The organism is Streptomyces sp. NBC_00029, from assembly GCF_045160505.1.
Taxonomy (GTDB): domain Bacteria; phylum Actinomycetota; class Actinomycetes; order Streptomycetales; family Streptomycetaceae; genus Streptomyces.
This window is the reverse complement of sequence record NZ_CP108292.1, coordinates 7,537,525-7,558,934: the sequence shown is the minus strand read 5'-3', so window position 1 is coordinate 7,558,934 and position 21,410 is coordinate 7,537,525. Positions and strand designations below refer to the sequence as shown.

The window sequence follows — 21,410 nt, the reverse complement described above, 5'->3', positions numbered from 1 at the left end:
GGAACCTCCAGCGGGAAGCGCCCCGGAGCGTCGGCCCCGGATGATCGACGAGAACGCCTCCCACGTCGAACCCTCGGGTCGTCCCGCAATCTGCGCATTTCCGGCTTTGGGCCGCCCGGTTGAGCGACACGCCGAAGCGCCGACGGCGCAACTGACGGATCCGCAGGTCACGACCCGTCAGGCATTTATGTGACGATTACCTGGATGGGCGCACCCCGTCCGGCCCCCTCCGGGTGGCGGCCACCCGTTCGCCCCTCCCCCCTCGCCGTCCTGCCGACCCGGCCTTAGCGTGCGTGAAGTAGGGCGTACTGGGGCGGGACGGGAACGCGGGTCGGGACCCCCGCGTCGGGAAGGGAGAACGATGGGCGAGGACGAGACCGGGCAGTCGCGCAAACGCTCACCGTGGGGCGCGCTCGCCCTGGTCATGCTCACCGGCCTCGCCATGGTGCGAAACGGTGTGAACCTCGACGACGGGCCGCCCCAGCCCACCGCGGCCTCCGCCGTCGCGGTGACGGGCGGCCGGCTGCCCGCGGCCGCACCGAGGCCGCCGGCGGACATGGAGGTGCTGGAGCACTCGTCGGTACAGCGCGTCCGCATCCCCACGATCAACGTGGACGCGCCGGTGATGACGGTCGGGCTGGACGCGGAGGGCTGGATCGACGCCCCGCCCCCGCAGGACCGCAATCTCGCCGGCTGGTACCTCAACGGCATCTCGCCGGGCCAGCAGGGCTCGGCGGTGATCGTGGGCCACGTGGACAACGCGCAGGGCCCCGCGGTCTTCTACGGCCTGGGCTCGGTCAAGCCGGGCAACCGCATCGAGGTGGAGCGCTACGACGGCCGCACCGCGGTGTTCGAGGTCTACGGCGTGGAGGTGTTCTCCAAGGAGGCCTTCCCCGGAGCCCGGGTGTACGGGGACACCGGGCATCCGGAACTGCGCGTGATCACCTGCGGCGGCGGATACTCCAAGGCCCGCGGCTACGACGGCAACGTGGTCGTCTTCGCCCGCATGGTGGAGGCCCGCTGAGCCCCGGACCGTCCAAAGCGTCCGGCGCGGCCGGCCCCCGGTTCAGCGGGGCGGCAGCGCCGGGAGCGTCATCCGGTAGCCCTGCGCGAGCAGTTGGGGCAGGTACGAGGAGATGGCCTGGACGCTCTGCGAGCGGTTGCCGCCCGCGTCGTGCGAGAGGACGATCACGCCGGGCGCGGCGCCTCCCAGGACCCGGGAGATGATCGTCGTGGTTCCCGGTTCCTTCCAGTCCAGGGTGTCCACGGTCCAGGCGAGCGGCTCCATGCCCAGCTCGGCCCCGATCTCGAAGGCGGCGCGGTTCCAGGCTCCGTAGGGTGCCCGGAACCACACAGGCGCCTCTCCGACGGCCTTGTGCACGACCTCGCTCGTGCGGCCGATCTCGGAGGCGAGAGCGGGCCGGCTGAGCTTGGGGATGAGCGGATGGGTCCAGGTGTGGTTGCCGATGACGTGGCCCTCGTCGACCATCCGGCGCAGCAGGTCCCGGTTCTCGGTGGCCATCTCCCCGCAGACGAAGAACATGGCGCGTACGCCGTACCGGGCGAGCGTGTCGAGGATGGCGGGGGTGTAGCGGGGGTCCGGGCCGTCGTCGAAGGTGAGCACCATGCCGCTCGACGCGGCGGCCTCGGCGGACAGTTCCAGGATGGGCCGGGTCCGTACGGCCGGCTTCGCGGCGGCCTGGCGCACCGGTGCCTCGGCGGTCATGGGCCGCAGCCGGTACGACTTCTCCGGCATCCCCTGCGCCCGCAGCCCCGGCGCACCCGCCGCGGGCTGCGCCCCCGGCCCGCCCGGTGACCCGGAACCGGGCCCGCCACCCGCTCCGGGGCCCGGGGCGCCGTCCTCACCACCCACCCCGATCAGGCCGGTGGCGGCGGCGACCCCGAGGAAGACGGCGGTGCGCAGGACCGTGCGCCGCCCTACTGTCGGCTCGTCGTTTTTCATTATTACTACGTATCAACGACATGGCCGAAGTTGTCGAGAGGCGCGGACGCACCCTCTTCCCCTCACCCGCTCGGCCCACGCCGGGGGCCGTCCCCGGACGGGCCGGCGGAGCGGTCAGCCGCGGCGGACCAACGGGAACGGGAGCGTCTCGCGGATCGTCAGGCCCGTCAGGAACATGACGAGGCGGTCCACGCCGATGCCCAGGCCGCCGGTGGGCGGCATCGCGTACTCCAGGGCGTCCAGGAAGTCGTTGTCGAGTTCCATCGCCTCCGGATCGCCGCCCGCCGCGAGCAGCGACTGGGCGGTGAGGCGGCGGCGCTGTTCCACCGGGTCGGTCAGCTCCGAGTAGGCGGTGCCCAGTTCGGTGCCGAAGGCGACCAGGTCCCAGCGCTCGGCGAGCCGGGGGTCCCGGCGGTGCTGGCGGGTGAGCGGGGAGACGTCGGTGGGGAAGTCCTTGTAGAAGGTGGGCAGCTTGGTGCGCTCCTCGACGAGGCGCTCGTACATCTCCAGCACCACGTCGCCGCGGGTGTCCTCGGGGGCGTGCGGGACGGACGCGCGGTCGCACAGCCTGCGCAGCGCCTGTTCCTCGGTGTCGGCGTCGACCTCCTCTCCGAGAGCCTCGCTGATGGCTCCGTACATGGTCTTGACCGGCCAGGTTCCGGAGATGTCGTGGACGACGAGCTTCCCGTCCGGTCCGGCCTTGTGGGCGATGGGCGAGCCGAAGGCGGCGGTGGCGGCGCCCTGGATCAGCTCGCGCGTCAGGTTGAGCATGACGTCGTAGTCGGCGAAGGCCTGGTAGGCCTCCAGCATCGTGAACTCGGGGTTGTGCTTGTAGGAGACGCCCTCGTTGCGGAAGGTGCGGCCCATCTCGAAGACCTTCTCCATGCCGCCGACGCAGAGCCTCTTGAGGTACAGCTCGGGTGCGATGCGCAGGTACAGGTCGAGGTCGTAGGCGTTGATGTGGGTGCGGAAGGGCCGGGCGTTGGCGCCTCCGTGGATCTGCTGGAGCATCGGGGTCTCGACCTCCAGGTAGCCGCGGTCGAGCAGTCCCTGGCGCAGGGCCTGGACCGCGCTGGAGCGGGCCCGTACGACGTCGCGCGCCTCGGGGCTCGCGACGAGGTCGAGGTAGCGGCGGCGGACGCGGGCCTCCGGGTCGGCGAGGCCCTTGCGCTTGTCGGGGAGGGGGCGCAGGCACTTGCCGGTGAGCTGCCAGGACCGGACCACGAGGGACAGCTCGCCGCTCCTGCTGGCGCCGGCCTCGCCGCTCACGAGCACGTGGTCGCCGAAGTCGACCTGGGAGGTGAAGGAGTCCAGTACGTCGGCCCCGGCCTCGTCGCGGGTGAGCATCAGCTGGATGTCGCCCGACCAGTCGCGCAGGACGGCGAAGACCACGCCGCCGAGGTCGCGTACGAGCATCACGCGCCCGGCGAGGGTGGCCTCGGCGCCGGTCCGGGAGCCGGGCGGGTGGGTGGGGTGGGCGGCCTTCAGCTCCGCGACCGTGTGCGTGCGCGGGCGGATGCCCACCGGGTAGGGGTCGGTGCCCGCCGCCCGGATGCGGTCCAGTTTGGCGTGGCGGACCCGGACCTGTTCGGGCAGCCGCTCGGCCTCGGCGCCCGCGGTCTCCTGCTCCACGGCGTCCAGGCCCATGGACTCGATGGAGGGCAGTCCCTCGGTGGTGGCGGGGGCCGTGAGGCCCTTGGGGTGGCCGTTGCCCCACAGGGTGCGCAGGCTGGGTACGGAGACGAAGCCCTCGGCGATGCCGGAGGCGAGGCTGACCCGGGCGAGCGAGCCGGCGTCCTGGTAGCAGAGGAACCGCGGGTACCACTCGGGGTTGTACTTGACGTTCGAGCGGTACAGCGCCTCCAGTTGCCACCAGCGGGAGAAGAAGAGGAGCAGTTTGCGCCACAGCTTCAGGACGGGGCCGGCGCCGATCCGGCCGCCCTCCTCGAAGGCGGAGCGGAAGACGGCGAAGTTGAGGGAGATCCGGTGCACGCCGAGGCCGGGGCACGCGGCGCAGAGCTGGGCGACCATGAACTCCATGACTCCGTTGGGGGCGGTGCGGTCGCGGCGCATCAGGTCGAGGGAGATGCCGTCCCTGCCCCAGGGGACGAAGGAGAGCAGGGCGATCAGTTCTCCCTTGCCGTCGAAGGCCTCGACGAGCAGGCAGTCCCCGTCGGAGCGGTCGCCGAGCCGGTCCAGGGCCATGGAGAAGCCGCGTTCGGTCTCGGTGTCGCGCCATTTGTCGGCGCTCTCCACGATCCTCTGCATCTCGTCCTGGGAGAGGGCGGAGTGGCGGCGGATGACGGTGGTGGCGCCCGTGCGCCTGACCCGGTTGACGGCCTGGCGCGTGACGCGCATGTCGCGCCCGTCAAGGTCGAAGTGGGCGACGTGCAGGATGGCCTCGTCGCCGAGCTGCAGTGCGCCGAGACCGGAGCGGGCGTAGGCGGTGGCGCCGTCCTCGGAGGCGCCCATGACGGCGGGCTGCCAGCCGTAGCGCCCGGCCACGGCCAGCCAGGCGTCGATGGCGGCGGTCCAGGAGGCGGGGTCGCCGACCGGGTCCCCGCTGGCGAGGCAGACTCCGGCCTCGACGCGGTAGGTGACGCCCGCCTTGCCGTTGGGGGCGAAGATGACGGCCTTGTCGCGCCGGGTGGCGAAGTAGCCGAGGGAGTCGCCCCGTCCGTAGGCGGCGAGGAGGGCGCGGATCCGGGGTTCCTCGTCGCCGTGCAGGGCGGCGGTCAGGCGCTGGGAGCGGAAGAGGGTCATGGCCGCGTTCAGCAGGGCGACGGCGCCGAAGAGGCCGAGCAGGAAGTACAGCGGGCGGGGCGGGTGGCCGTCGAACTGCCGGGCGGAGAAGAGCCCGCCGAAGACCTCCTTGGCGGCCCAGTCCAGCCACTGGCCCTTGGGCAGGGTGCCGGGGAAGAGGGCGACGAGCGCCCAGCCCGCGAGTACGGCGGCGAGCATGCCGAGGCCGAGCACGATCAGGGCGTGCCACAGGGCCCCGGGCCGGGAGGCGGCGTAGAACTCGTGGCGGGCGGCGATCAGCAGGGCCATCGCGGCGACGGCGACGGCCATGGAGGGGATGCCGATCCAGTAGTCGCCGACGGCCATCACCAGCACGTCGTCGAGGATCAGCAGGGCCAAGTAGGTGATGACGATCCACCAGGCGACCTTCTTGCGGGTGCCGAGGGCCGCGGCGAGGAGGAAGAGGAAGACGGCGTAGGCGAGGTTCGCGCTGACCGGGACGACGATCAGGTCGAGGAACCGCACGACGTGCCGCAGGAGCCGCCGCAGCGTGGGGGAGAGCGCGAGCAGGGCGCACAGCAGGCCGAGCGCTCCGAAGAACGCGCCGAATCCGTCGGGCACCCGGTTCAGGAAGCGGTTCCGGGTTCCGCGCGTCTCCTCCACGGTGGCACTCATGGTTCGCACTGTAGGGAGGGCGGGGCCGGTGCGCGCGCCGAGCGGATGCGCCCGTCCCGCGGGCCGGCCGGGCCGGCCCGGGACCTCCCCCGGCCGCGGCCGGGCCGCCGCCTCGTGGGCTCGGTGGCAATGTGCCTGGTCACGGCGGGCCGCCGGCCCGGCAGCGCTGTGGTTCCGTCGCCTCCCGCGCCCTGCGCTCCCCCGGCTACCTGCCCATGGTCAGGCCGTCCTTGGCGGCGCCGCGGCTGAGCACGGCCTCGCTGATGTCGTCGCGGGCGCTCTCGTAGTCCTCGCGGCCGGGGTCCTTGGCGAGGGCGTCGGGCAGGTGGACGACCCGGCCTGCGGACAGGTCCATCATCTGCGGCACGAACTCGGCCTTGGTGACCTGCCAGCGCTGCCCGGCGGCGGCCGGCGGTTCGAAGGTGAAGCGGCCGATCGACCCGTAGTTGCCCCGCATGTCGCGCGCGCCCGTGTGGTTGAACATCTCGCCGGCGACCTGATCACCCATGCCGTAGACGATCCAGGTCCCGTTGACCTTCTCGTAGGGCTGCGGGATGTGCGCGTGCGTGCCGAGGATCATGTCGATGTCGGGGCGGCCTCCGGTCTGCGAGGCGGTCAGCGCCCTGCCGAGCGAGAGCTGGGTCCCGTCCGGTTCGGTCTCCCACTCCGTGCCCCAGTGCACGCTCACCAGCACTACGTCCGCGCCCGCCTTCCGGGCGGCCCGCGCATCCGCGATGATCTTGTCCTGCTTCATCAGGTTGACTGCCCACGGCTGGCCCTCGGGCAGCGGGTAGCCGTTGGTGTCGTAGGTGTACGCGAGGTGGGCGACCTTGGCGGAGCCCGCCGTGTACGTGGTCACGGTGGCCGCCTCGGCGGCGGTCCGGGCCGAGCCGGCGTGCTTCAGCCCGACCTTGTCGAAGCGGTCCAGGGTGCGGCGCAGCCCCGCACCGCCGTCGTCCAGGGTGTGGTTGGAGGCCGTGGAGCAGCCGTCGTACCCGGCGTCCTTCAGCCCGTCGGCGACCTCCGGCGGGGACTTGAAGGCCGGGTAGCCGGAGAAGGGCCCGCCCTCCTCCCCGTAGATGGTCTCCATGTGGCAGAGGGCGAGGTCGGCCGCGGAGACCACGTTCCTGACTCCGGAGAACATCGGCCCGAAGTCGTACCCGGCGCCCTCCGCGTCGTTCGCCGCGCGCTGGATGACGGAGGTGTGCGGCAGTACGTCGCCGCTCGCGACCAGGGTGAAGCCCTTGGCGGCGGGCGATCCGGCGGCGCTGGAAGGGGTGGCCGGTGCGCCGGAGTCCCCGAGACGGGCGGGTGCGTTCCCGCCCGCCGAGCATCCGGCGGCGGCGGACAGCAGCAGGGCCGACAGGAGGGCGAGCACCTGCGGCCGGATTCGCGTGGTCATGGGCCCGACTCCCGACTCCCATTAATACGACTATCTGACATGTGATCACATGCAATCCATATAACTACACGCCGTAAGTCAAGGACCGGCTCCGCCGCACCGGCCGCGGCTCACCCGATCGGCGGGCACCGCCGTTCGCCGCGCCATTCGACCGTTCACCGCCCCGCACGGCCGCCCGGCGGACGACCGGGGTGCTTGGGCGCAAGGCCGCAGCCGGACGGTTCCGGGGCGGCTCCATGCAGGTCAGGGTGGAGGCGTCGCCACTTCCACGGCCCCCACGCACCCCGGAAGGAGCCCCTCGTGCCGCTCTCCCCCACCCTCCTGCGTACGGATCCCGAGGCGCTGGCCGAACTCCAGCGCGACCACGGGCGGGCCCTGTTCGGCTTCCTGGTCGGCCTCACCGCCGGGGACGCCCAGCGCGCGGAGGACCTCGTGCAGGAGACCCTCGTACGGGTCTGGCAGCACCCGGAGGCCCTGGCCAGCGGGCACGACTCCATGCGGCCCTGGCTGTTCACGGTGGCGCGGCGGCTCGCGATCGACGCCCGGCGGGCCCGGCTGTCCCGGCCGCTGGAGGTGGACCCGGAGGGACTGGAGCAGGCTCCCGAGCCCCAGGACGCGGTGGCCGGTTCGGTCACCGCGATCGACGTCAGGAGGGCCGTGGGGTCCCTGGGGCCGGAGCACCGCGAGGTGCTGATGCAGGTCTACTTCCGCGACCGGTCGGTGGCCGAGGCCGCCGCCGAACTCGGCATCCCGGCGGGCACCGTCAAATCCCGTATGTACTACGCCCTCCGCGCCCTGCGGAAGGACCTCCAGGGCTACGGATACGGTCTCGGCGCCTGATCCCGCGACCGGGGGACGGATCGCGTATCGCCGTGAACAGATGCGGACCGGACATAAAACGCGTCGATTTCGGCATCAGACCGTGCAAGTTGAGTAAACATCCCCCGCTCCGCGAGCCGCTCGGTGAAGGCTCAGGGCTGACGACGGGACGCTCGAAGCGCGGGAGAAGGTGGAACGGTGCAGCCCGAGGGTAGTAACGGCACCAGTGACGGCGGGCTCGCGGTGCCCATGGCCTGGCTGTACGCCGAGTACATCGCGGACGAACTGCTGCGCACGGGCCGGCTCATCCCGGTCAGCACGCTGGAGTTCCGGGCCGGACGGGACACGCTCGCCCTGACGATCTACCTCTCGGACGCCGCCGGCGAGCTCTCCGGGATCCGGGTGGTCTCACAGCTCGACGAATGGCTGTCGCTCACGGCGTACGGGCACCCCTGGCGCGACTGGGTGCACACCCGGTTCCTCGCCCTCGGCGAGGAGGCCCGCGAGCGCGGCGAACGCGAGGACCCCGACCTGGAACTGGCCCGAGCGGCATGGCGCTGGCTGGACGGCACCGAGCTGTTCGCCACCAACCTCGACCCCGGACTGCCCGACCACACCGACTTCCCGCCGGGCCTGGACGAGAACGCGCGCGTGTGGACCCCGGCCTGGCAACTCGGTCTGCCGCTCGGCCACTTGGCGATGCACCTGTTCTGAACCGGTGAACCGGGACGCACACGAGTGCCGTGACCCAGGTACAGGAGGCTGAACTCATATGATCAGCACACTCCTTACCTGGCGTGAAAGGCACTCCTCAGCTCCATGGACAGCAAAGCGATCGAGAACGCGCAGCGGGTTGCGGCGCGGGTGACGGCCGAAGCCGATGGTGACGCCTGGAAGGAACACCACTGGACCGTGGCCCGCTTCCTGGCCGGCTCCCGCTCGGCCGCGGAGGAGGACCACTGGAGGCGGCAGCTGGGCGACTGGCGGGAGCGGCTCACCGCCTCCCTCGCGGCGGACGCCTTCGCCGAGGTCGCCGAACTGCAGGAGCTCCTCCTGGGCTGGCTCCTGACGGAACTCCGGCGCAGTGACGACGCCCTGGGCTCGCTGCTGGCGCTGTACCCACTGCCCCGGCCGAAGCGGGAACCGCGTTCCGTCTTCCCCATGCCGGCGTCGGAAGTCTATGGCGACGGGCCCGAGTTCTACTTCGGCGACGTCTTCGCCTTCGTCACCGACTACCTCGCGGTCACGGTCCGCCGCCCCTTGGACGGTACGTCCGCGACCTGGTGTCCGACGTGGTGGGAACACCCGGAGGCGGGGGCCCGGCTGTCCGCGCTCTGGCTGGCCTGGGAGCACCTGCGGCACGATTCGGCCCTCGGCATGACGACGTGGTGGATCCAGCACGCCGATCCGCACCTCAAGGTCCTGATGGACCCCCGGCAGGGCCCGTTCGCCTCCTGCTCCCCCTCGAAGGGGCACACGCCGACACCGCTCGGCCCGCTCCCGGTGGACCCGTACGAGCCGGCGTAGGCCTCCTCCGGACGCCCGCTACGTCCGGTCGGCCGGATCCATCACCAGGCCGGTGAAATCGGCCTCGTTGCGCTCCGCCCGGGTGACGTACCAGCGGGCGACGATCCACATCACCGGGTACACCAGCAGGCCGAGCACCACCCAGACCAGCGGCTCCGAAGCGTCGCGCGACAGCGCGAACACCAGCGGCAGCGTCCCCACCAGCGACACGAGCGCCGCCAGCGCCCCCAGAGCGGCGCGCAGCTGGCTGCGCATGAGGGCCCGTACGTAGGTGGCCCCGAGGGTGGTCTGCTCGGAGATCTCCGAGCGGGCGGGGGTGTGCTGGGGCGGCCGGCGGCGGGCGCCCCGGGGAACCCCGGTGACGATCTCGCGCCGGGGCGGCGACTGCTGCTGCTCCTCGGCCATGGTGGCGGAGTCTACGCAGCGGCCTGCTATTTGAGGAGGCGCGAGAGCCGGCGGTCGGCGAGCGGCTTCCCGCCGGTCTGGCAGGTGGGGCAGTACTCGAGCGAGGAATCGGCGAAGGACACGGAGCGGACGGTGTCCCCGCACACCGGGCACGGCTCCCCGGCCCGGCCGTGCACCCGCAGCCCGCTCTTCTTCTCGGCCTTGAGCTTTCCGGCGGCGACGCCGTGGGCCCGCCCGACGGCCTCGCGCAGGGTGCCCTGCACGGCCTCGTGGAGCTGGGTGAGCTGTTCCTCGGTGAAGGACGCGGCGAGCTTGAACGGCGAGACCCGGGCCGCGTGCAGGATCTCGTCGCTGTAGGCGTTGCCGATGCCCGCGATCACGCTCTGGTCCCGCAGGACCCCCTTGATCTGGCGCCGCTCCCCCGCGAGCAGTGCGGCGAAGGCGTCCCGGTCGAATCCCTCGGCGAGCGGGTCCGGGCCGAGGCGGGCGATGCCGGGCACCTCCTGCGGGTCGTGGACCACGTACACGGCGAGGCGCTTCTGGGTGCCGGCCTCGGTGAGGTCGAAGCCGCCGCCGCCCACGAGGGAGACGCGCAGTGCGAGCGGTCCCTTGCCGGGGCGCGGCGGCTGCGCGGGCAGGGTGTCCTGCCAGCGCAGCCAGCCGGCCCGGGCCAGGTGCGTGACGAGGTGGAGCTCGCCGACCGGGAGGGCCAGGAACTTGCCGTACCGGGCGGTGGCGCCGGCCGGCTGCCCCTCGAGGGCGGTGAGCGGAGGGTCGTACGTCTTGAGCACGCTCACGGCGAGCGGGAGGACGCGCTCGACCACCCGCCCGGTGAGGTGCTCGTCGAGGTACTCCCGCAGGGCCTCGACCTCGGGCAGTTCCGGCATGGTCCCAGCCTGCCGCCGCCTCAGGCGAAGCGCGAGCTGGGCACCGGCCCGGGAGAGGCGACGTGGTCGCGCGGGCCGGTGAGCCAGCCGTCGCGGACGGCGGACGCGAAGGCCCGGAAGTCCTCGTCCGGGTCGGGCGGGGTCATGCCGTCGCCCTGGTCCGCGGCGGCGTCGGCACGCGCGATGTCCCGGGCGATCTCCTCCTCGGGCCGCGGGTCCTCCTTCCACGGCGGGACGACGAACTGGCACAGCAGCGTGCTGAAGTCCGCGCTCACCGCGGGCGGGTTCGTCCAGCGGGTGGCGTGCTCGGCCAGGATCTGGCCGTCGGCGCGCGCGTGGAGGGTGCGGACGAGGTCCGGGTCCACCGCGTTCAGGTCGTACGCGACGACGAGGGTGTCCGTCCGGGAGGGCTCGTACGGTACGGAGGGCAGCCCGAGCACGCGGGCGGCGGCGAGCCCGAGGATCCGGTCGGAGCGGCCGGGCAGCAGCGAGACAGTGGAGGGGCGGCGCCCGGCGGCCTCCAGGGCGAGCGCCAGGCGGGCCAGGCCGTGTCGGCACGTCTCGTGGGTGTCCCCCAGGTAGGCGAACCGGCCGGTCATGCCGGCGTCCCAGCCGTACGGGGAGAGGGTGCCCAGCAGGCCGCCGGTGAGGCCGTAGTGCCAGCCGCGCAGGTCGGTGCGGCCGAGCGGATCGGCATGGCCGGCGGCGCTCCGGGCCCGGCGGGCCCGGTCGGTGCGGTGCAGGCGGCGCGTCTGGCGGTCGTGGGCGTCCGCCCACTGCGGGTCCTCGGGGGCGGGCAGAGCGCGGCCGATGCGCGCGGCGGTGTCCAGATCCCCGGCCAGCAGGGTGTGGTGGACGAGGAGGTACGTCTCGGGCCAGGCGGGCAGTGCGGCGCCCCGGCCGGAGAGCAGCTCGATGACCTCGTCGTGCCGGTTCTCGTCCTCCAGGGCGGAGACCAGCTCGGCGCGGAGGGCCCGCGAGTCCGGGAGGAGCCGGAGTGCCTCGCGCAGCGGAGCGACGGCGAGGAAGGCTATGCCGCGCTCGACGCAGGCGTAGCCGAAGTCGTAGAGGGTCTGGGGTTCGCCGGGCCGTTTGGCGGCTGCCTTGGCGGCGCCGGCCAGGTCCTTGAACCCGGCGGCGTCGGCCAGGGCCCTTGCGGCTTTGGCGAGTTCGGCGATCGGTGTCGTCTCGGCGTGCGGCCTCAGGGACCGTACCGCTCCGGGAAGATCGTCCTTCTTGAGGAACCGGCGTACTTCATCCATGGCGTTGGTCATCGCCCCCGATCCTCACGGACCCCCGCCGCGCCCGCAACGGAGTTTCGGGGGCGGCGGGGGTCGCACGGGTTCTGCCCGGGCGGGTCAGCCGGTGAGGATCCAGCCGAGCTGGCCGCCGGAGGTCTGGCCCTCGCAGTTCGTCGCGTTGGACTCGAAGAACTCCCGCTGCTTGCCGACCATGCAGCGCATCAGCGGCGCGCTGCCCACGTCGGCGGGCTGGCCCGGATGGAACCAGCCGAGCCGGGAGACGTAGGTCTGGCCCTCGCAGTTGACGTCGGCGGAAAGGAAGTTGTCCCGGCGGACGACGCAGTGGTAGATCGGCACCGTGCCCTCGCGCGGGCTCGTGTAGAGCTGGCCGAGGCTGCCCTCGACGCTGTAGCCCGGAGGAACGTTCCAGACGGTGCTGATGTGTTCGCCGTTCGGTCCGATCAGGCGATTGAGGCTGCGGGTGGGGCTGCTCACCGCGGGATCGCCGCTGCAGGTCGCCTTGATCATGGCGTTGTAGTAGTTGCCGGTCACGTGCTGGTAGACCGGCCCTTCCGTCACCCGGCACTGCGAACCGGCGAAGCCGAGCTCGGCGGCCTGACGTGCGAGATGGTCCTGGGCGGCGGCCGCGGCGATGTTCTGCGGGCCGCCGCCCAGGCCGGTGAGGCGGACCACGACGGGCCCGACGGCGGTGGCCGCCGCGGGGGCCGCGGAGGCGGGCGCGGCGGCCGTCATGGCGGCGGCCAGTACGGCGGCGAGGGAGAGGAGAGAGGTGCGGAGGCGAGAGGTGCGGTGCAAGTCCTGGCTCCTGGTCGTCGGCCGCGGCGCAGGTGGGCGGCCGCGGGGCTCAGCGACGGTGCGTACCGCCCTGTCCGGCGGCACACCGTCATTCCACCCGCCGACTGCATGTACCTGCCAGCGACTCTTCGGCCGATCGGGGACGGGAAGCCGCCAAGCGGGTCAGGTCCGGGCGATCAGCGCGTACCGCTCATCGGTGACGGGTCCGCCCCACAACTCGGCTTCGCCGCTGAGCGGTTCGATGTGCAGTGCGGACACCAGGGGCCGGACCTCGGCGGCCAGCTCCTCGGCGGTGATCCCGCCGTACCAGGGCAGTGATTCGGCTCCGGCGACGTACGGCACCCCGCTCTCGCCCGCTTCCCGCCATCGTCCCTCGACCAGGACCAGCCGGCCTCCCGGGGAGAGCCGCGCGACCCACTCGCGGAGAGCGGCCCCGGGGTCGGGCAGGGTCCACAGCAGGTGGCGGCAGAGGAGGACGTCGTACCGCTCCTGCCCGGTCGGCGGGGCCGCGGCGTCGCCGAGGAGGAAGCGTCCCTCGAAGCCCGCGGCCGCGAGCTTGGCCCCGGCCTGCTCCACCATCCGGGGTGCCAGGTCCACGCCGGTCACCCGGTGCCCGGCCTCGGCCAGCAGCAGCGACAGCGAGCCGGTGCCACAGCCGACGTCGAGCACGTCGGCCGGCCCGGCGGGAAGCCATGCTCTCAGCAGCCGGGCCCACGCGGCACGGGTGTGCTCCTGGCGCAGGCCGTGATCCGGCTCGTCGTCGAACGCGGCCGCGGCGGCGTCCCAGTACTCGGTGATGGCGCGGGTGGGATCGGACATGCCGGCGATCCTGTCAGCCCCCACCGACATCCCACTCCGGCCGGCGACGCCCCGGGGCGTCGGCCGCTTGCGGCGCGCGCGGGAGGTCAGCCGACCACGAACTCGCACCACACGCACTTGCCGCCGCCCCGCGGCTCCACGCCCCACACGTCCGCCAGGCGGTCCACCAGCATCAGGCCGCGGCCCGAGACGCCCGACTCCCCCGCCTCGCGGCGGCGCGGGAGGGCGCTGGAGCGGTCCTCGACCTCCACCCGGAGTCTGCGCTGGGGGCCCGCCAGGACGCGCAGGGTCACGATCGCCGGGCCGTCCGTGTGCATGAGGGCGTTCACGATCAGTTCGTCCGCGACGAGTTCGATCTCGTCGGCCCGTTCCCGCGCGCCCCACGCGCGAACGGCCGCCCCGATCATGTGGCGGGCCGCCACGAGGGCCTCCGGGTCGCCCGGTGCCACGTGCTGCTGGAGGCGGCCGCCGCCCTCCGGGACCGCCACCACCTGGCGGCGCAGCAGCAGCAGCGCCATGTCGTCGTCCCCGCCGCGTTCGTCGGCGATCTCGCACAGCAGGTCCGCCAGGAGCTGCAGGTCCGCCGGTCCGCCCCGGATGTGGGAGGACAGGAGCTGGATCCCGTCGTCGAGATCGGCGCCGGGCTGTTCCACGAGGCCGTCGGTGCACAGCAGGAGCGTTTCTCCCGGATCGAGCTCCACCGTGGTCACCGGGTACTCCAGGCGGCCGAACTCCGCCGAGAGGCCGAGCGGCATCCCGCCGGCCACCGGCAGCCGGTGGCAGTCCCCGTCGCGGGTGCGCAGCAGCGGGTCGATGTGGCCCGCCCGGACCACCTGGAGGACGCCCGTCGAGAGGTCGGCCTCCACGTACGCGCAGGTCGCGAACCGGTCGGTGTCCAGCTCGTGCAGGAAGACGGAGGCCCGGGCCATGACCGTGCCCGGCGAGTGCCCCTCGGCGGCGTAGGCGCGCAGCACGATCCGCAGCTGGCCCATGACCGCCGCCGCGTGCGTGTCGTGGCCCTGGACGTCGCCGATGACGGCCCCGACCCGGCCGCCGGGCAGCGGGATGACGTCGTACCAGTCGCCACCGATGTCCTGGCCCATCCGGGCGGAGCGGTAGCGTACGGCGATCTCACCGCCGGCCACCGAGGGGATCCGCCGCGGCAGCATGGCCTGCTGCAGGCCCTCGGCCAGGTCGTGCTCCTGCTCCAGCAGCATGGCCCGCTGGAGACTCTGCGCGATGCTGCTGCCCAGGGCGACGAGCAGGTTGCGCTCCTCCTGGGTGAAGCCGTCCTTGTCCTGGTAGAGCAGTCCGATCGCGCCGATCGGGCGGGCCTGGGCGATGAGCGGGAGGTAGGCGGCGGCCGAGATCCGCATGTACGAGATCTTCGCCCAGAGGCCCGGATAGTCCTGGGCGAATTCCTGCGCCGAGTCGAGGAAGCGCGGCTCCAGCGAACGGACGACCTCGCTCATGGGGTACTGCTCGTCGATGCGGGTGTAGCGGGTGCCGGGGACGAAGCTGTCTTCCGGGCCCTCGGCGACCAGGTGGATCCGGCCGGCCTCGACGAGGCCCATCACCATGCCCATGGAGCCGAGCCGTTCCAGGCCGTGGGCGTCGCCGATGACGTCGATGACGTCCTGCACCGTCCGGGCGTGCGCGAGGGCGGCGGTGGTGGACTCGACCACCGACGTCTGGCGGCGGCGTTCCTCGTCCAGGCCGAGGCGCTCCGCCGAGTGGCTGAGCTCCTCGGTGGCGTCCCGGACGATGCCGATGATCCGGTACGGGCGGCCGTCCGTGTCGCGCATGACGCGGCCCTGGGTGTGCGTCCAGCGCAGCCGCCCGTCGTGGCAGCGGATGCGGAAGTAGGCGCCGTAGCTGTCCTCGCCGCTCTTGAGGGCGGAGGAGACGAGGGCGTCGAGGCGTTGCCCCTCGGTGGCGGGGACGCGGGGGTTGAGGGACTCGGGCCGGCCGTCGTACTCGTCGCTGGTCGTGTCGAAGACGTCGAGGGCGGCTTCGTCCATGTGCATGAGACCGGTGACCAGGTCCCAGTCGAAACTGCCCATGCGGTTCAGCGAGAGCGACCGGTCCGGGTGTGCGGGCCAGTCGTCCGGCAGCGATACGGTGGTCGGCACCGATCCACCATGACACACGGGCCGGTCAGGCGCTCTCCAGCGAGTGGCTCTCGTCCGAGGGCTGGGGCAGCAGGTCCGGGTCGACGTTCGGGTCGGTCGGGGCGTAAGGGTCGGACGGGGCGTAGGGGTCGGACGGGGCGTAGGGGTCGGACGGGGCGTACGGGTCGTTGGGATCGCCGGGCAGCAGCGGGGCCGATCCGTCGGGTTCCAGGGGCAGCGCCGGGTCGGCCGGGTCCAGCGGCTGGCCGGTCGGGGTGTCCGAGGAATTGCCGGACGGCGGCTGCTGCGGCCGGGTGGCCGGGTTCGACGGCACGCCCGGGTTCTGCGGCGGGCTCTCGCCGGGTGAGCTCTGCGAGGACCGCGGGTCCGGCGGGCAGTCCGTCGCCCCGGGGAGGGGCGCCGTCGGGGCCTCGGGGGCGTAGGGCGAGCCCGGTGAGCCCTGGCCCGGTGACGCCTGGCCCGGGCAGGGGCCGTCGGTCGCGGTCCCGGGCGGGGTGAGGGGCCCGTCGGGGATGCCGGCGGACGGATCGTAAGGGGGCAGTGCCTTCGGGGCCCGGTCCTGGGCTCCGTCGTCGCCCCGCTTGCGCTCGATCCAGGTGTTGTCGGTGATGTTGACGATCACCAGATTGTTGATCACGTGGGTCGTGGGTTCGATGACGACGACCTGATTGGCCTGGTAGCCGCTCCACGGGTCTCCCTTGTGCACCGGGGATCCCTTGGCGGAGCGCGGTGAGGCCAGCGGGTTCCCGCAGCTGCAGCGGACCCGGGGCATGCCGTGTTCGTCGACGAGGACGGCTGTGCCCGCCTGCAGGACGGACTGGAATCCGTCGGCGCGGCCGTCGCGGTAGGCGTGGTTGGTGACGCGGATGTCGGCGCGCAGGACGACGGGCGTCAGGCCGCGCAGGAAGTCGGGGATCTTCGCCTCTTCGATGTTGGTCGCCTCGGCGAAGGCGCGCGCCTTGGCGTTGTCCGCGGTCAGGAAGCGGACCTGCTGTTCCACGTCGCAGCTGCCCAGCCGCTGGGTACCGCCGTACAGGCCGGGGGTGGCCGCGTTGACGGTGCGGATGCCCTCTCCGGTCCGGTTGGGCAGCGGAGGCTGTACGGGGGCGGACTCGGCGGTGGCCGAGGAGGCGGTGAAGGGGTCGGGGCCCGCGGAGGCGACGGGCTGGAGGTAGACCTCCTGGCTCTCGGCGCCCGCGGCGCCCGCCGTCTTCTCCGGTCCGCCGCACGCCGCGGCGAACAGGCTGAGGAGGGCGAAGAGGGCGGCGCCGGCGGGTGCCTGACGACGCGACGTCTGACGAGGTGTCGGAAGTGACGGTCCGTACACGTGAATCTCCCTTTTCGCCCCGGTTGCTTCCTCTTGTCTGCCGCATCCGCGCAGGAGCCGCAACCGGAGCGCATCTTGAACATGTTCAAGGAAGGTCGTAGGCTCACCCATGTGAGTTGAACGCGTTCAAGGCGTTGGGCCGCGGCATTGGGGGGAGTCCAGGGTGACGGTACTGGTGAACGTGATCGTCACCCTGGGCATGTTCTACGTCGTCCCGGCCGGCCTGCGGCTCATCGACCCGGCCCGGCTCCTGCGGACGGCCCGGCTCTGGCCCGTCGCGGCCGCCCCCGGGGCCCTGTGCCTCTGGCTGCCGCGCGGCATGCCCGCCACCGCGCTCGCCGCACTCTACGCGGCGGCCTGCCTGGCCCTCGCGGCCCGGGCCCCGGCCCTGCTGCTGCGCAACCGCTTCCCGGGCCCGCCCGAGATCGCGGTCGCCACCGCACTGGTCTCGCCGTCGATCGCCGCCACCGCGCTGGTCGCCGAGCGCGCCGGGTACCGGCTCTTCGGCTTCGAACTCGACATCCTGGCGCTGACCGTGCCCCACTTCCACTTCGCCGGATTCACCGCTGCCCTGGTCGCCGGGTTGGTGTGCCGCGCCACCGGCGGCCGCGCCGGGACCGGCCTCGCGCACTGGGCGGCGTACAGCGTCCCGGCGGGCACCCTGCTCGTGCTCCTCGGCTACTTCGTCGACGACTGGGCCGAGCTGCTCGGCGCGGTGGTCCTGACCGGCGGGATGTGGGCCGTGGCCCTGCTGACCTGGCGGGAGATCCGGCCCGCCGCCGGGGACCGGACCACCCGGGCCCTGCTCGCCACCTCCGCGACCGTTCTCGTGGCCACCATGCTGCTCGCCCTGTGGTGGGCGGCGGGCGAGGCCACCGGGATCGCACACCCCACCCTGACCTGGATGGCCGCCACCCACGGCCTCGGAAACGCCCTCGGATTCGCCCTGTGCTCGGTGCTCGCCTGGCGCCGGCTGGCCGCCGACCGGCCGGGGCCCGTACCCGCGGACGGCCCGGCCCGTCCGGTCCGCCGGGGCCGCCGGGCAGACACCCTCACCACCACCGACCGACTGGAGACCTCGCCATGACCCGCCTCCTCAGCACCGGCCGGGACACCGTCAACTACCCCGACAGGGGCGCGACGGCCCACCGGCCGCTGCCCGCCGGATACAACCACCTGAACCACCGCACCCGCCTCGGCCACGGCCGGGCCGTCTTCGAGACCGCCGGGACCGCGGTCACCACCTTCCACGCCCACCGGACCTCGGGCATGCGGGTACAGGCCGATACCGGTGCGGTCCGGCCCGGCAGCCGGGTCGTCGTCGGGATCGGCCTCGGCCCCCTGCGGATCGACGCCCCGTGCCAGGTGATCTGGACGGCGTACGAGCCCGCCCGGATCGGATTCGCCTACGGCACCCTGGCCGGCCACCCCGAGTGCGGGGAGGAGTCCTTCGTCGTGGACATGGACCCGGACGGCACGGTGTGGTTCACGGTCACCGCCTTCAGCCGCCCGAACAGCTGGTACACCCGCCTCGCCGGGCCGGTCGTCCCCTTCCTCCAGCTGAGCTACGCCCGCCTGCTGGGCCGCCGCCTGCGCACACTGGCCACCACCGGCTGACCGGTCCGATACTGGAGGCGATGGACTGGTTCACGGCGCCCGGATACTGGCTCGCCCGGCTGGTCTTCCAGCGGGCCCTGGCCGGGGTCTACCTCATCGCCTTCATCGGGGCCGCCCTGCAGTTCCGGGCCCTGATCGGGGCGCACGGCATGACGCCCGTACCGCGCTACGTCCGGTACGTGCCCTTCCGGCGCGCCCCGAGCCTGTTCCAACTGCGCTACTCCGACCGCCTCTTCGCCGGCTGCGCCTGGGCCGGGGCGGCGCTGGCCGCGGCGCTCGCCGCCGGGGCCGGGGACGAGGTACCGCTCGGCGCGGCCATGGCGATGTGGGCGGTGCTGTGGGCGCTCTACCTCTCGATCGTGAACGTGGGGCAGACCTGGTACTCCTTCGGCTGGGAGTCCCTGCTGCTGGAGGTGGGCTTCCTCGCCGTGTTCCTCGGCAATGCGCGGGCCGGACCACCGGTCCTGGTGCTGTGGCTGCTGCGCTGGCTGCTCTTCCGCGTGGAATTCGGCGCCGGACTGATCAAGATGCGCGGCGACTCCTGCTGGCGCAAGCTGACCTGCCTGTACTTCCACCACGAGACGCAGCCGATGGCCGGTCCGCTGAGCTGGTTCTTCCACCATCTGCCGAAGCCGCTGCACCGGGTGGAGTGCGCGGCCAACCATGTGACCCAACTGATCGTTCCGGTTCTGCTGTTCACCCCGCAGCCGGTGGCCTCGTACGCCGCCGGGATCATCATCGCGACCCAGCTGTGGCTGGTGCTGTCCGGCAATTTCGCCTGGCTGAACTGGCTGACGATCACGCTCGCCGTCTCCGCCGTGGACTTCACCGGGATCGCGGGCGCTCCCCCGGCCGCAGCCTCGCGCACGGGGCCGGTGTGGTTCGTGGTGCTGGTGTGCGCGGTGACCGCACTCGTCCTGTTCCTGAGCCACCACCCGGTGCTCAACATGATCTCGCGCCGCCAGGTGATGAACCGCTCCTTCGACGCACTCCACCTGGTCAACACCTACGGGGCCTTCGGCTCGGTCGGCCGGGTCCGGATGGAGGTGGTGGTGGAGGGCACCGCGGACCGGGTGCCGCGCGAGGACGGCGACTGGCGCGCGTACGGCTTCAAGGGCAAGCCGGGTGAACCACGCAGGGTGCCGCGCCAGTTCGCCCCGTACCACCTCCGGCTCGACTGGCTGATGTGGTTCGCGGCGATCTCCCCCGACTACGCGCGGGACTGGTTCGGGCCGTTCGTGGAGCGGCTGCTGGCCGGCGACCGGGACACGTTGCGGCTGCTGCGCGACAACCCGTTCCCGGACGCACCGCCCGTCCATGTACGGGCCCTGCTGTACCGCTACCGGTTCACGACCTGGCGGGAGCTGCGCGAGACGGGGGCGTGGTGGCACCGCACGCTGGTGCGCGAGTACCTCCCGCCGACCCGCCTCGCGGACGCGCGTCTCTCAGAGCCCGAGTAGCGCCGCCTCCCGCTCCGCGGACAGACCCTTGACCGGCCGGTCGGGCCGCTGCGGGGCGACTCCGCCGAGCGAGCGCAGCCAGGCCCAGGTGTCGGCCACGGTCTCCTCCACCGGGCGGCACTTCAGTCCGGCCGCCAGCGCCTTGGAGACGTCCCCGCGGTGCATGTGGTCGTGGGACTCGCCCTCGGGGATCCAGATCGGGAGCTCGGTCCAGGGCTCCACGCCCGCCTCCAGGATCCCGTCCGGCCCGGTCCAGCGCAGTTCGGCCCCGCCCGCGGTGACGGCGGCGCAGGCCTCCAGGAGACTGCCCATCGTGGCGTGCCCGGACGGGGAGACCAGGTTGTACGCGCCTCCGCGCCGCGCCGCGGCGGCGTCCAGGGTCCAGCGCGCGAGGTCGCGTACGTCGATGTACTGGAGCGGGAGTTCACTCGGTCCGGGGGCGAGCACGGGGCCGCCGCGAGCGGTGCGGTCCAGCCACCACGGCAGCCGGCCGACGTTCTCGTACGGGCCGATGATCAGCCCGGCGCGGACGAGCAGGGCGCGGTCCCCGAAGGCGTCCACGGCGGCGAGTTCGCCGCCCCTCTTGTTCTCCGCGTAGGCGGTCGGCCCTGCGTCCGGCGAGCCCTCGACCAGGGGGCCGTCCTCGGCGAGGCCGGCCGGGGCGGGGTAGGCGTACACCGAGCGGCTGGAGACGTACGCGTACCCTCCGGTCCTCTCGCGCAGCAGGCGGGCGCTGTCGCGCACCGCGGTGGGGGCCCCGCTCCAGGTGTCGACGACGAGGTCCCACTCCCCCGCCTCCAGGGCGGCCAGGCCGCCGGGGGCGGTGCGGTCCCCGTGCAGGGCGGAGGTGCCCGGCGGTGGCGCGTGGTGCCCGCGGTGGAAGACGGTCACCTCCCAGCCCCGGTCGAGGGCGTCCTCGGTGATCGTGCGTCCGACGAATTCGGTACCACCCAGCATCAGCAGCTTCATGCGGGCCAGCCTGCCGGGGCGGGTGGGGCGGCGGAAGTGTTGATCGCCCTCGGCGATGACGCTCAGGGCGTAGTGGTGGGGGGAACTCGCGCGCACCCTGCGGGCGGACCCGGCGGGCAGGGCAGCGCCCCCGGTGCGCGTGGGCACGAGGGGGCGCTTGGCACCGCTGTACTGACTAGTCGATCCCGGGCAGGATGTGCGCTTCCGCCAGGTCGTCCTCGTAGCCGGCCAGCCGGATCGGGGCGGATCGTGCCCAGACCTCAAGGCTTCCCAGTTCGTCGGTTCGGGGCTTGGCCCGCGTTCCCGTCCGCTCCATGACCGTCGGTTCGGGCTTGGTCTTCTCAGTCACCGCGCACTCCTTTGTGTCGCGCAACCCGGCGAGCGACCGCGCGCCGGGCAAGGGATGTAAAGGGTTTCCGGACGCGGTGGCGCCTTAGTGGAGCGCGGCCCGGATGGGGGCCGTCTTGATGCCCCAGAGTACACATATGAGCGGACCTCCGCTCGATAGGAAGGCAAAATCCGCTGCGCCCTCATACTTTCGCCCCTGGTTCAGCAAGTCGTCGGGCTGCGGGCACGTAACGGGTGATCTGCTCGACCCCGGACGCGCAG

The 21,410-nt window shown here is 72.9% G+C and carries 19 protein-coding genes; 7 read left to right on the top strand and 12 right to left on the bottom strand.

Annotated features, from left to right (window positions below; all coding sequences use genetic code 11):
• The first annotated feature begins 361 nt into the window (after positions 1 to 361).
• Positions 362 to 1,024 carry a class F sortase gene (locus tag OG753_RS34825; protein WP_327265631.1) on the top strand — a complete coding sequence of 221 codons (663 nt, stop codon included), beginning with the start codon at positions 362 to 364 and terminating at the stop codon, positions 1,022 to 1,024.
• A 42-nt stretch (positions 1,025 to 1,066) separates the two neighbouring features.
• On the opposite strand, the gene OG753_RS34820 is transcribed toward OG753_RS34825, so the two are convergent.
• The 3 genes from OG753_RS34820 to OG753_RS34810 all read right to left on the bottom strand — a co-directional run bounded on the left by OG753_RS34820 (position 1,067) and on the right by OG753_RS34810 (position 6,782).
• Entirely contained in the window at positions 1,067 to 1,963 is an 897-nt protein-coding gene (locus OG753_RS34820) for a polysaccharide deacetylase family protein (RefSeq protein WP_405791373.1), read from the bottom strand.
• Positions 1,964 to 2,077: 114 nt separating this feature from the next.
• On the bottom strand, positions 2,078 to 5,380 hold the full coding sequence (gene lysX / locus OG753_RS34815; protein WP_405791372.1) for a bifunctional lysylphosphatidylglycerol synthetase/lysine--tRNA ligase LysX: 3,303 nt from the start codon (positions 5,378 to 5,380) through the stop codon (positions 2,078 to 2,080).
• A 205-nt stretch (positions 5,381 to 5,585) separates the two neighbouring features.
• On the bottom strand, positions 5,586 to 6,782 hold the full coding sequence (locus OG753_RS34810; RefSeq protein WP_405791371.1) for a CapA family protein: 1,197 nt from the start codon (positions 6,780 to 6,782) through the stop codon (positions 5,586 to 5,588).
• Positions 6,783 to 7,082: 300 nt separating this feature from the next.
• Here OG753_RS34810 and OG753_RS34805 point away from each other — a divergent pair, with 300 nt between their 5' ends.
• From OG753_RS34805 to OG753_RS34795, 3 genes are all read left to right on the top strand, one after another.
• Positions 7,083 to 7,622, top strand: a complete 540-nt coding sequence (locus OG753_RS34805) for a sigma-70 family RNA polymerase sigma factor (protein ID WP_405791370.1) — start codon at positions 7,083 to 7,085, stop codon at positions 7,620 to 7,622.
• Between the two features lie 228 nt (positions 7,623 to 7,850).
• Positions 7,851 to 8,315, top strand: a complete 465-nt coding sequence (locus tag OG753_RS34800; protein ID WP_327267008.1) for a hypothetical protein — start codon at positions 7,851 to 7,853, stop codon at positions 8,313 to 8,315.
• 105 nt (positions 8,316 to 8,420) lie between these two features.
• On the top strand, positions 8,421 to 9,128 hold the full coding sequence (locus tag OG753_RS34795) for a DUF4913 domain-containing protein (protein ID WP_327265626.1): 708 nt from the start codon (positions 8,421 to 8,423) through the stop codon (positions 9,126 to 9,128).
• Positions 9,129 to 9,146: 18 nt separating this feature from the next.
• Here the strand turns inward: OG753_RS34795 and OG753_RS34790 are convergent, their stop codons facing one another.
• The 7 genes from OG753_RS34790 to OG753_RS34760 form a co-directional block, all read right to left on the bottom strand.
• On the bottom strand, positions 9,147 to 9,533 hold the full coding sequence (locus OG753_RS34790; protein WP_405791369.1) for a hypothetical protein: 387 nt from the start codon (positions 9,531 to 9,533) through the stop codon (positions 9,147 to 9,149).
• 26 nt (positions 9,534 to 9,559) lie between these two features.
• Complete coding sequence (locus OG753_RS34785; protein WP_401687631.1) at positions 9,560 to 10,420, bottom strand: Fpg/Nei family DNA glycosylase; 861 nt, start codon at positions 10,418 to 10,420, stop codon at positions 9,560 to 9,562.
• A gap of 20 nt (positions 10,421 to 10,440) precedes the next feature.
• The gene (locus OG753_RS34780) at positions 10,441 to 11,694 is read right to left on the bottom strand and encodes a hypothetical protein (protein WP_405791368.1); all 1,254 of its coding nucleotides are present in this window, start codon (positions 11,692 to 11,694) and stop codon (positions 10,441 to 10,443) included.
• Between the two features lie 84 nt (positions 11,695 to 11,778).
• Positions 11,779 to 12,477, bottom strand: a complete 699-nt coding sequence (locus OG753_RS34775; RefSeq protein WP_405791367.1) for a hypothetical protein — start codon at positions 12,475 to 12,477, stop codon at positions 11,779 to 11,781.
• A gap of 162 nt (positions 12,478 to 12,639) precedes the next feature.
• Positions 12,640 to 13,296, bottom strand: coding sequence for a class I SAM-dependent methyltransferase (locus OG753_RS34770; protein WP_405791366.1), 657 nt, complete (start codon positions 13,294 to 13,296; stop codon positions 12,640 to 12,642).
• Positions 13,297 to 13,382: 86 nt separating this feature from the next.
• On the bottom strand, positions 13,383 to 15,446 hold the full coding sequence (locus tag OG753_RS34765; RefSeq protein ID WP_405791365.1) for a SpoIIE family protein phosphatase: 2,064 nt from the start codon (positions 15,444 to 15,446) through the stop codon (positions 13,383 to 13,385).
• A 7-nt stretch (positions 15,447 to 15,453) separates the two neighbouring features.
• Entirely contained in the window at positions 15,454 to 16,755 is a 1,302-nt protein-coding gene (locus OG753_RS34760; protein ID WP_405791364.1) for a DUF6777 domain-containing protein, read from the bottom strand.
• A gap of 163 nt (positions 16,756 to 16,918) precedes the next feature.
• Here OG753_RS34760 and OG753_RS34755 point away from each other — a divergent pair, with 163 nt between their 5' ends.
• Genes OG753_RS34755 through OG753_RS34745 form a run of 3 tightly spaced genes read left to right on the top strand, consistent with a single transcriptional unit; the run spans position 16,919 to position 19,832 of the window.
• Positions 16,919 to 17,842, top strand: coding sequence for a YndJ family protein (locus OG753_RS34755; RefSeq protein ID WP_405791363.1), 924 nt, complete (start codon positions 16,919 to 16,921; stop codon positions 17,840 to 17,842).
• A complete protein-coding gene (locus tag OG753_RS34750; RefSeq protein ID WP_405791362.1) occupies positions 17,839 to 18,372 on the top strand; it encodes a DUF1990 family protein in 534 nt (177 codons plus the stop codon). Before OG753_RS34755 ends, OG753_RS34750 begins: the two co-directional genes overlap by 4 nt.
• A 20-nt stretch (positions 18,373 to 18,392) precedes the next feature.
• Positions 18,393 to 19,832, top strand: a complete 1,440-nt coding sequence (locus OG753_RS34745) for a lipase maturation factor family protein (RefSeq protein WP_405791361.1) — start codon at positions 18,393 to 18,395, stop codon at positions 19,830 to 19,832.
• Here OG753_RS34745 and OG753_RS34740 read toward each other — a convergent pair.
• Positions 19,818 to 20,801, bottom strand: coding sequence for an NAD-dependent epimerase/dehydratase family protein (locus OG753_RS34740; protein WP_405792917.1), 984 nt, complete (start codon positions 20,799 to 20,801; stop codon positions 19,818 to 19,820). The genes OG753_RS34745 and OG753_RS34740 overlap by 15 nt on opposite strands.
• Before the next feature lie 175 nt (positions 20,802 to 20,976).
• On the bottom strand, positions 20,977 to 21,150 hold the full coding sequence (locus OG753_RS34735) for a hypothetical protein (protein WP_162500713.1): 174 nt from the start codon (positions 21,148 to 21,150) through the stop codon (positions 20,977 to 20,979).
• Positions 21,151 to 21,410 lie beyond the last annotated feature (260 nt).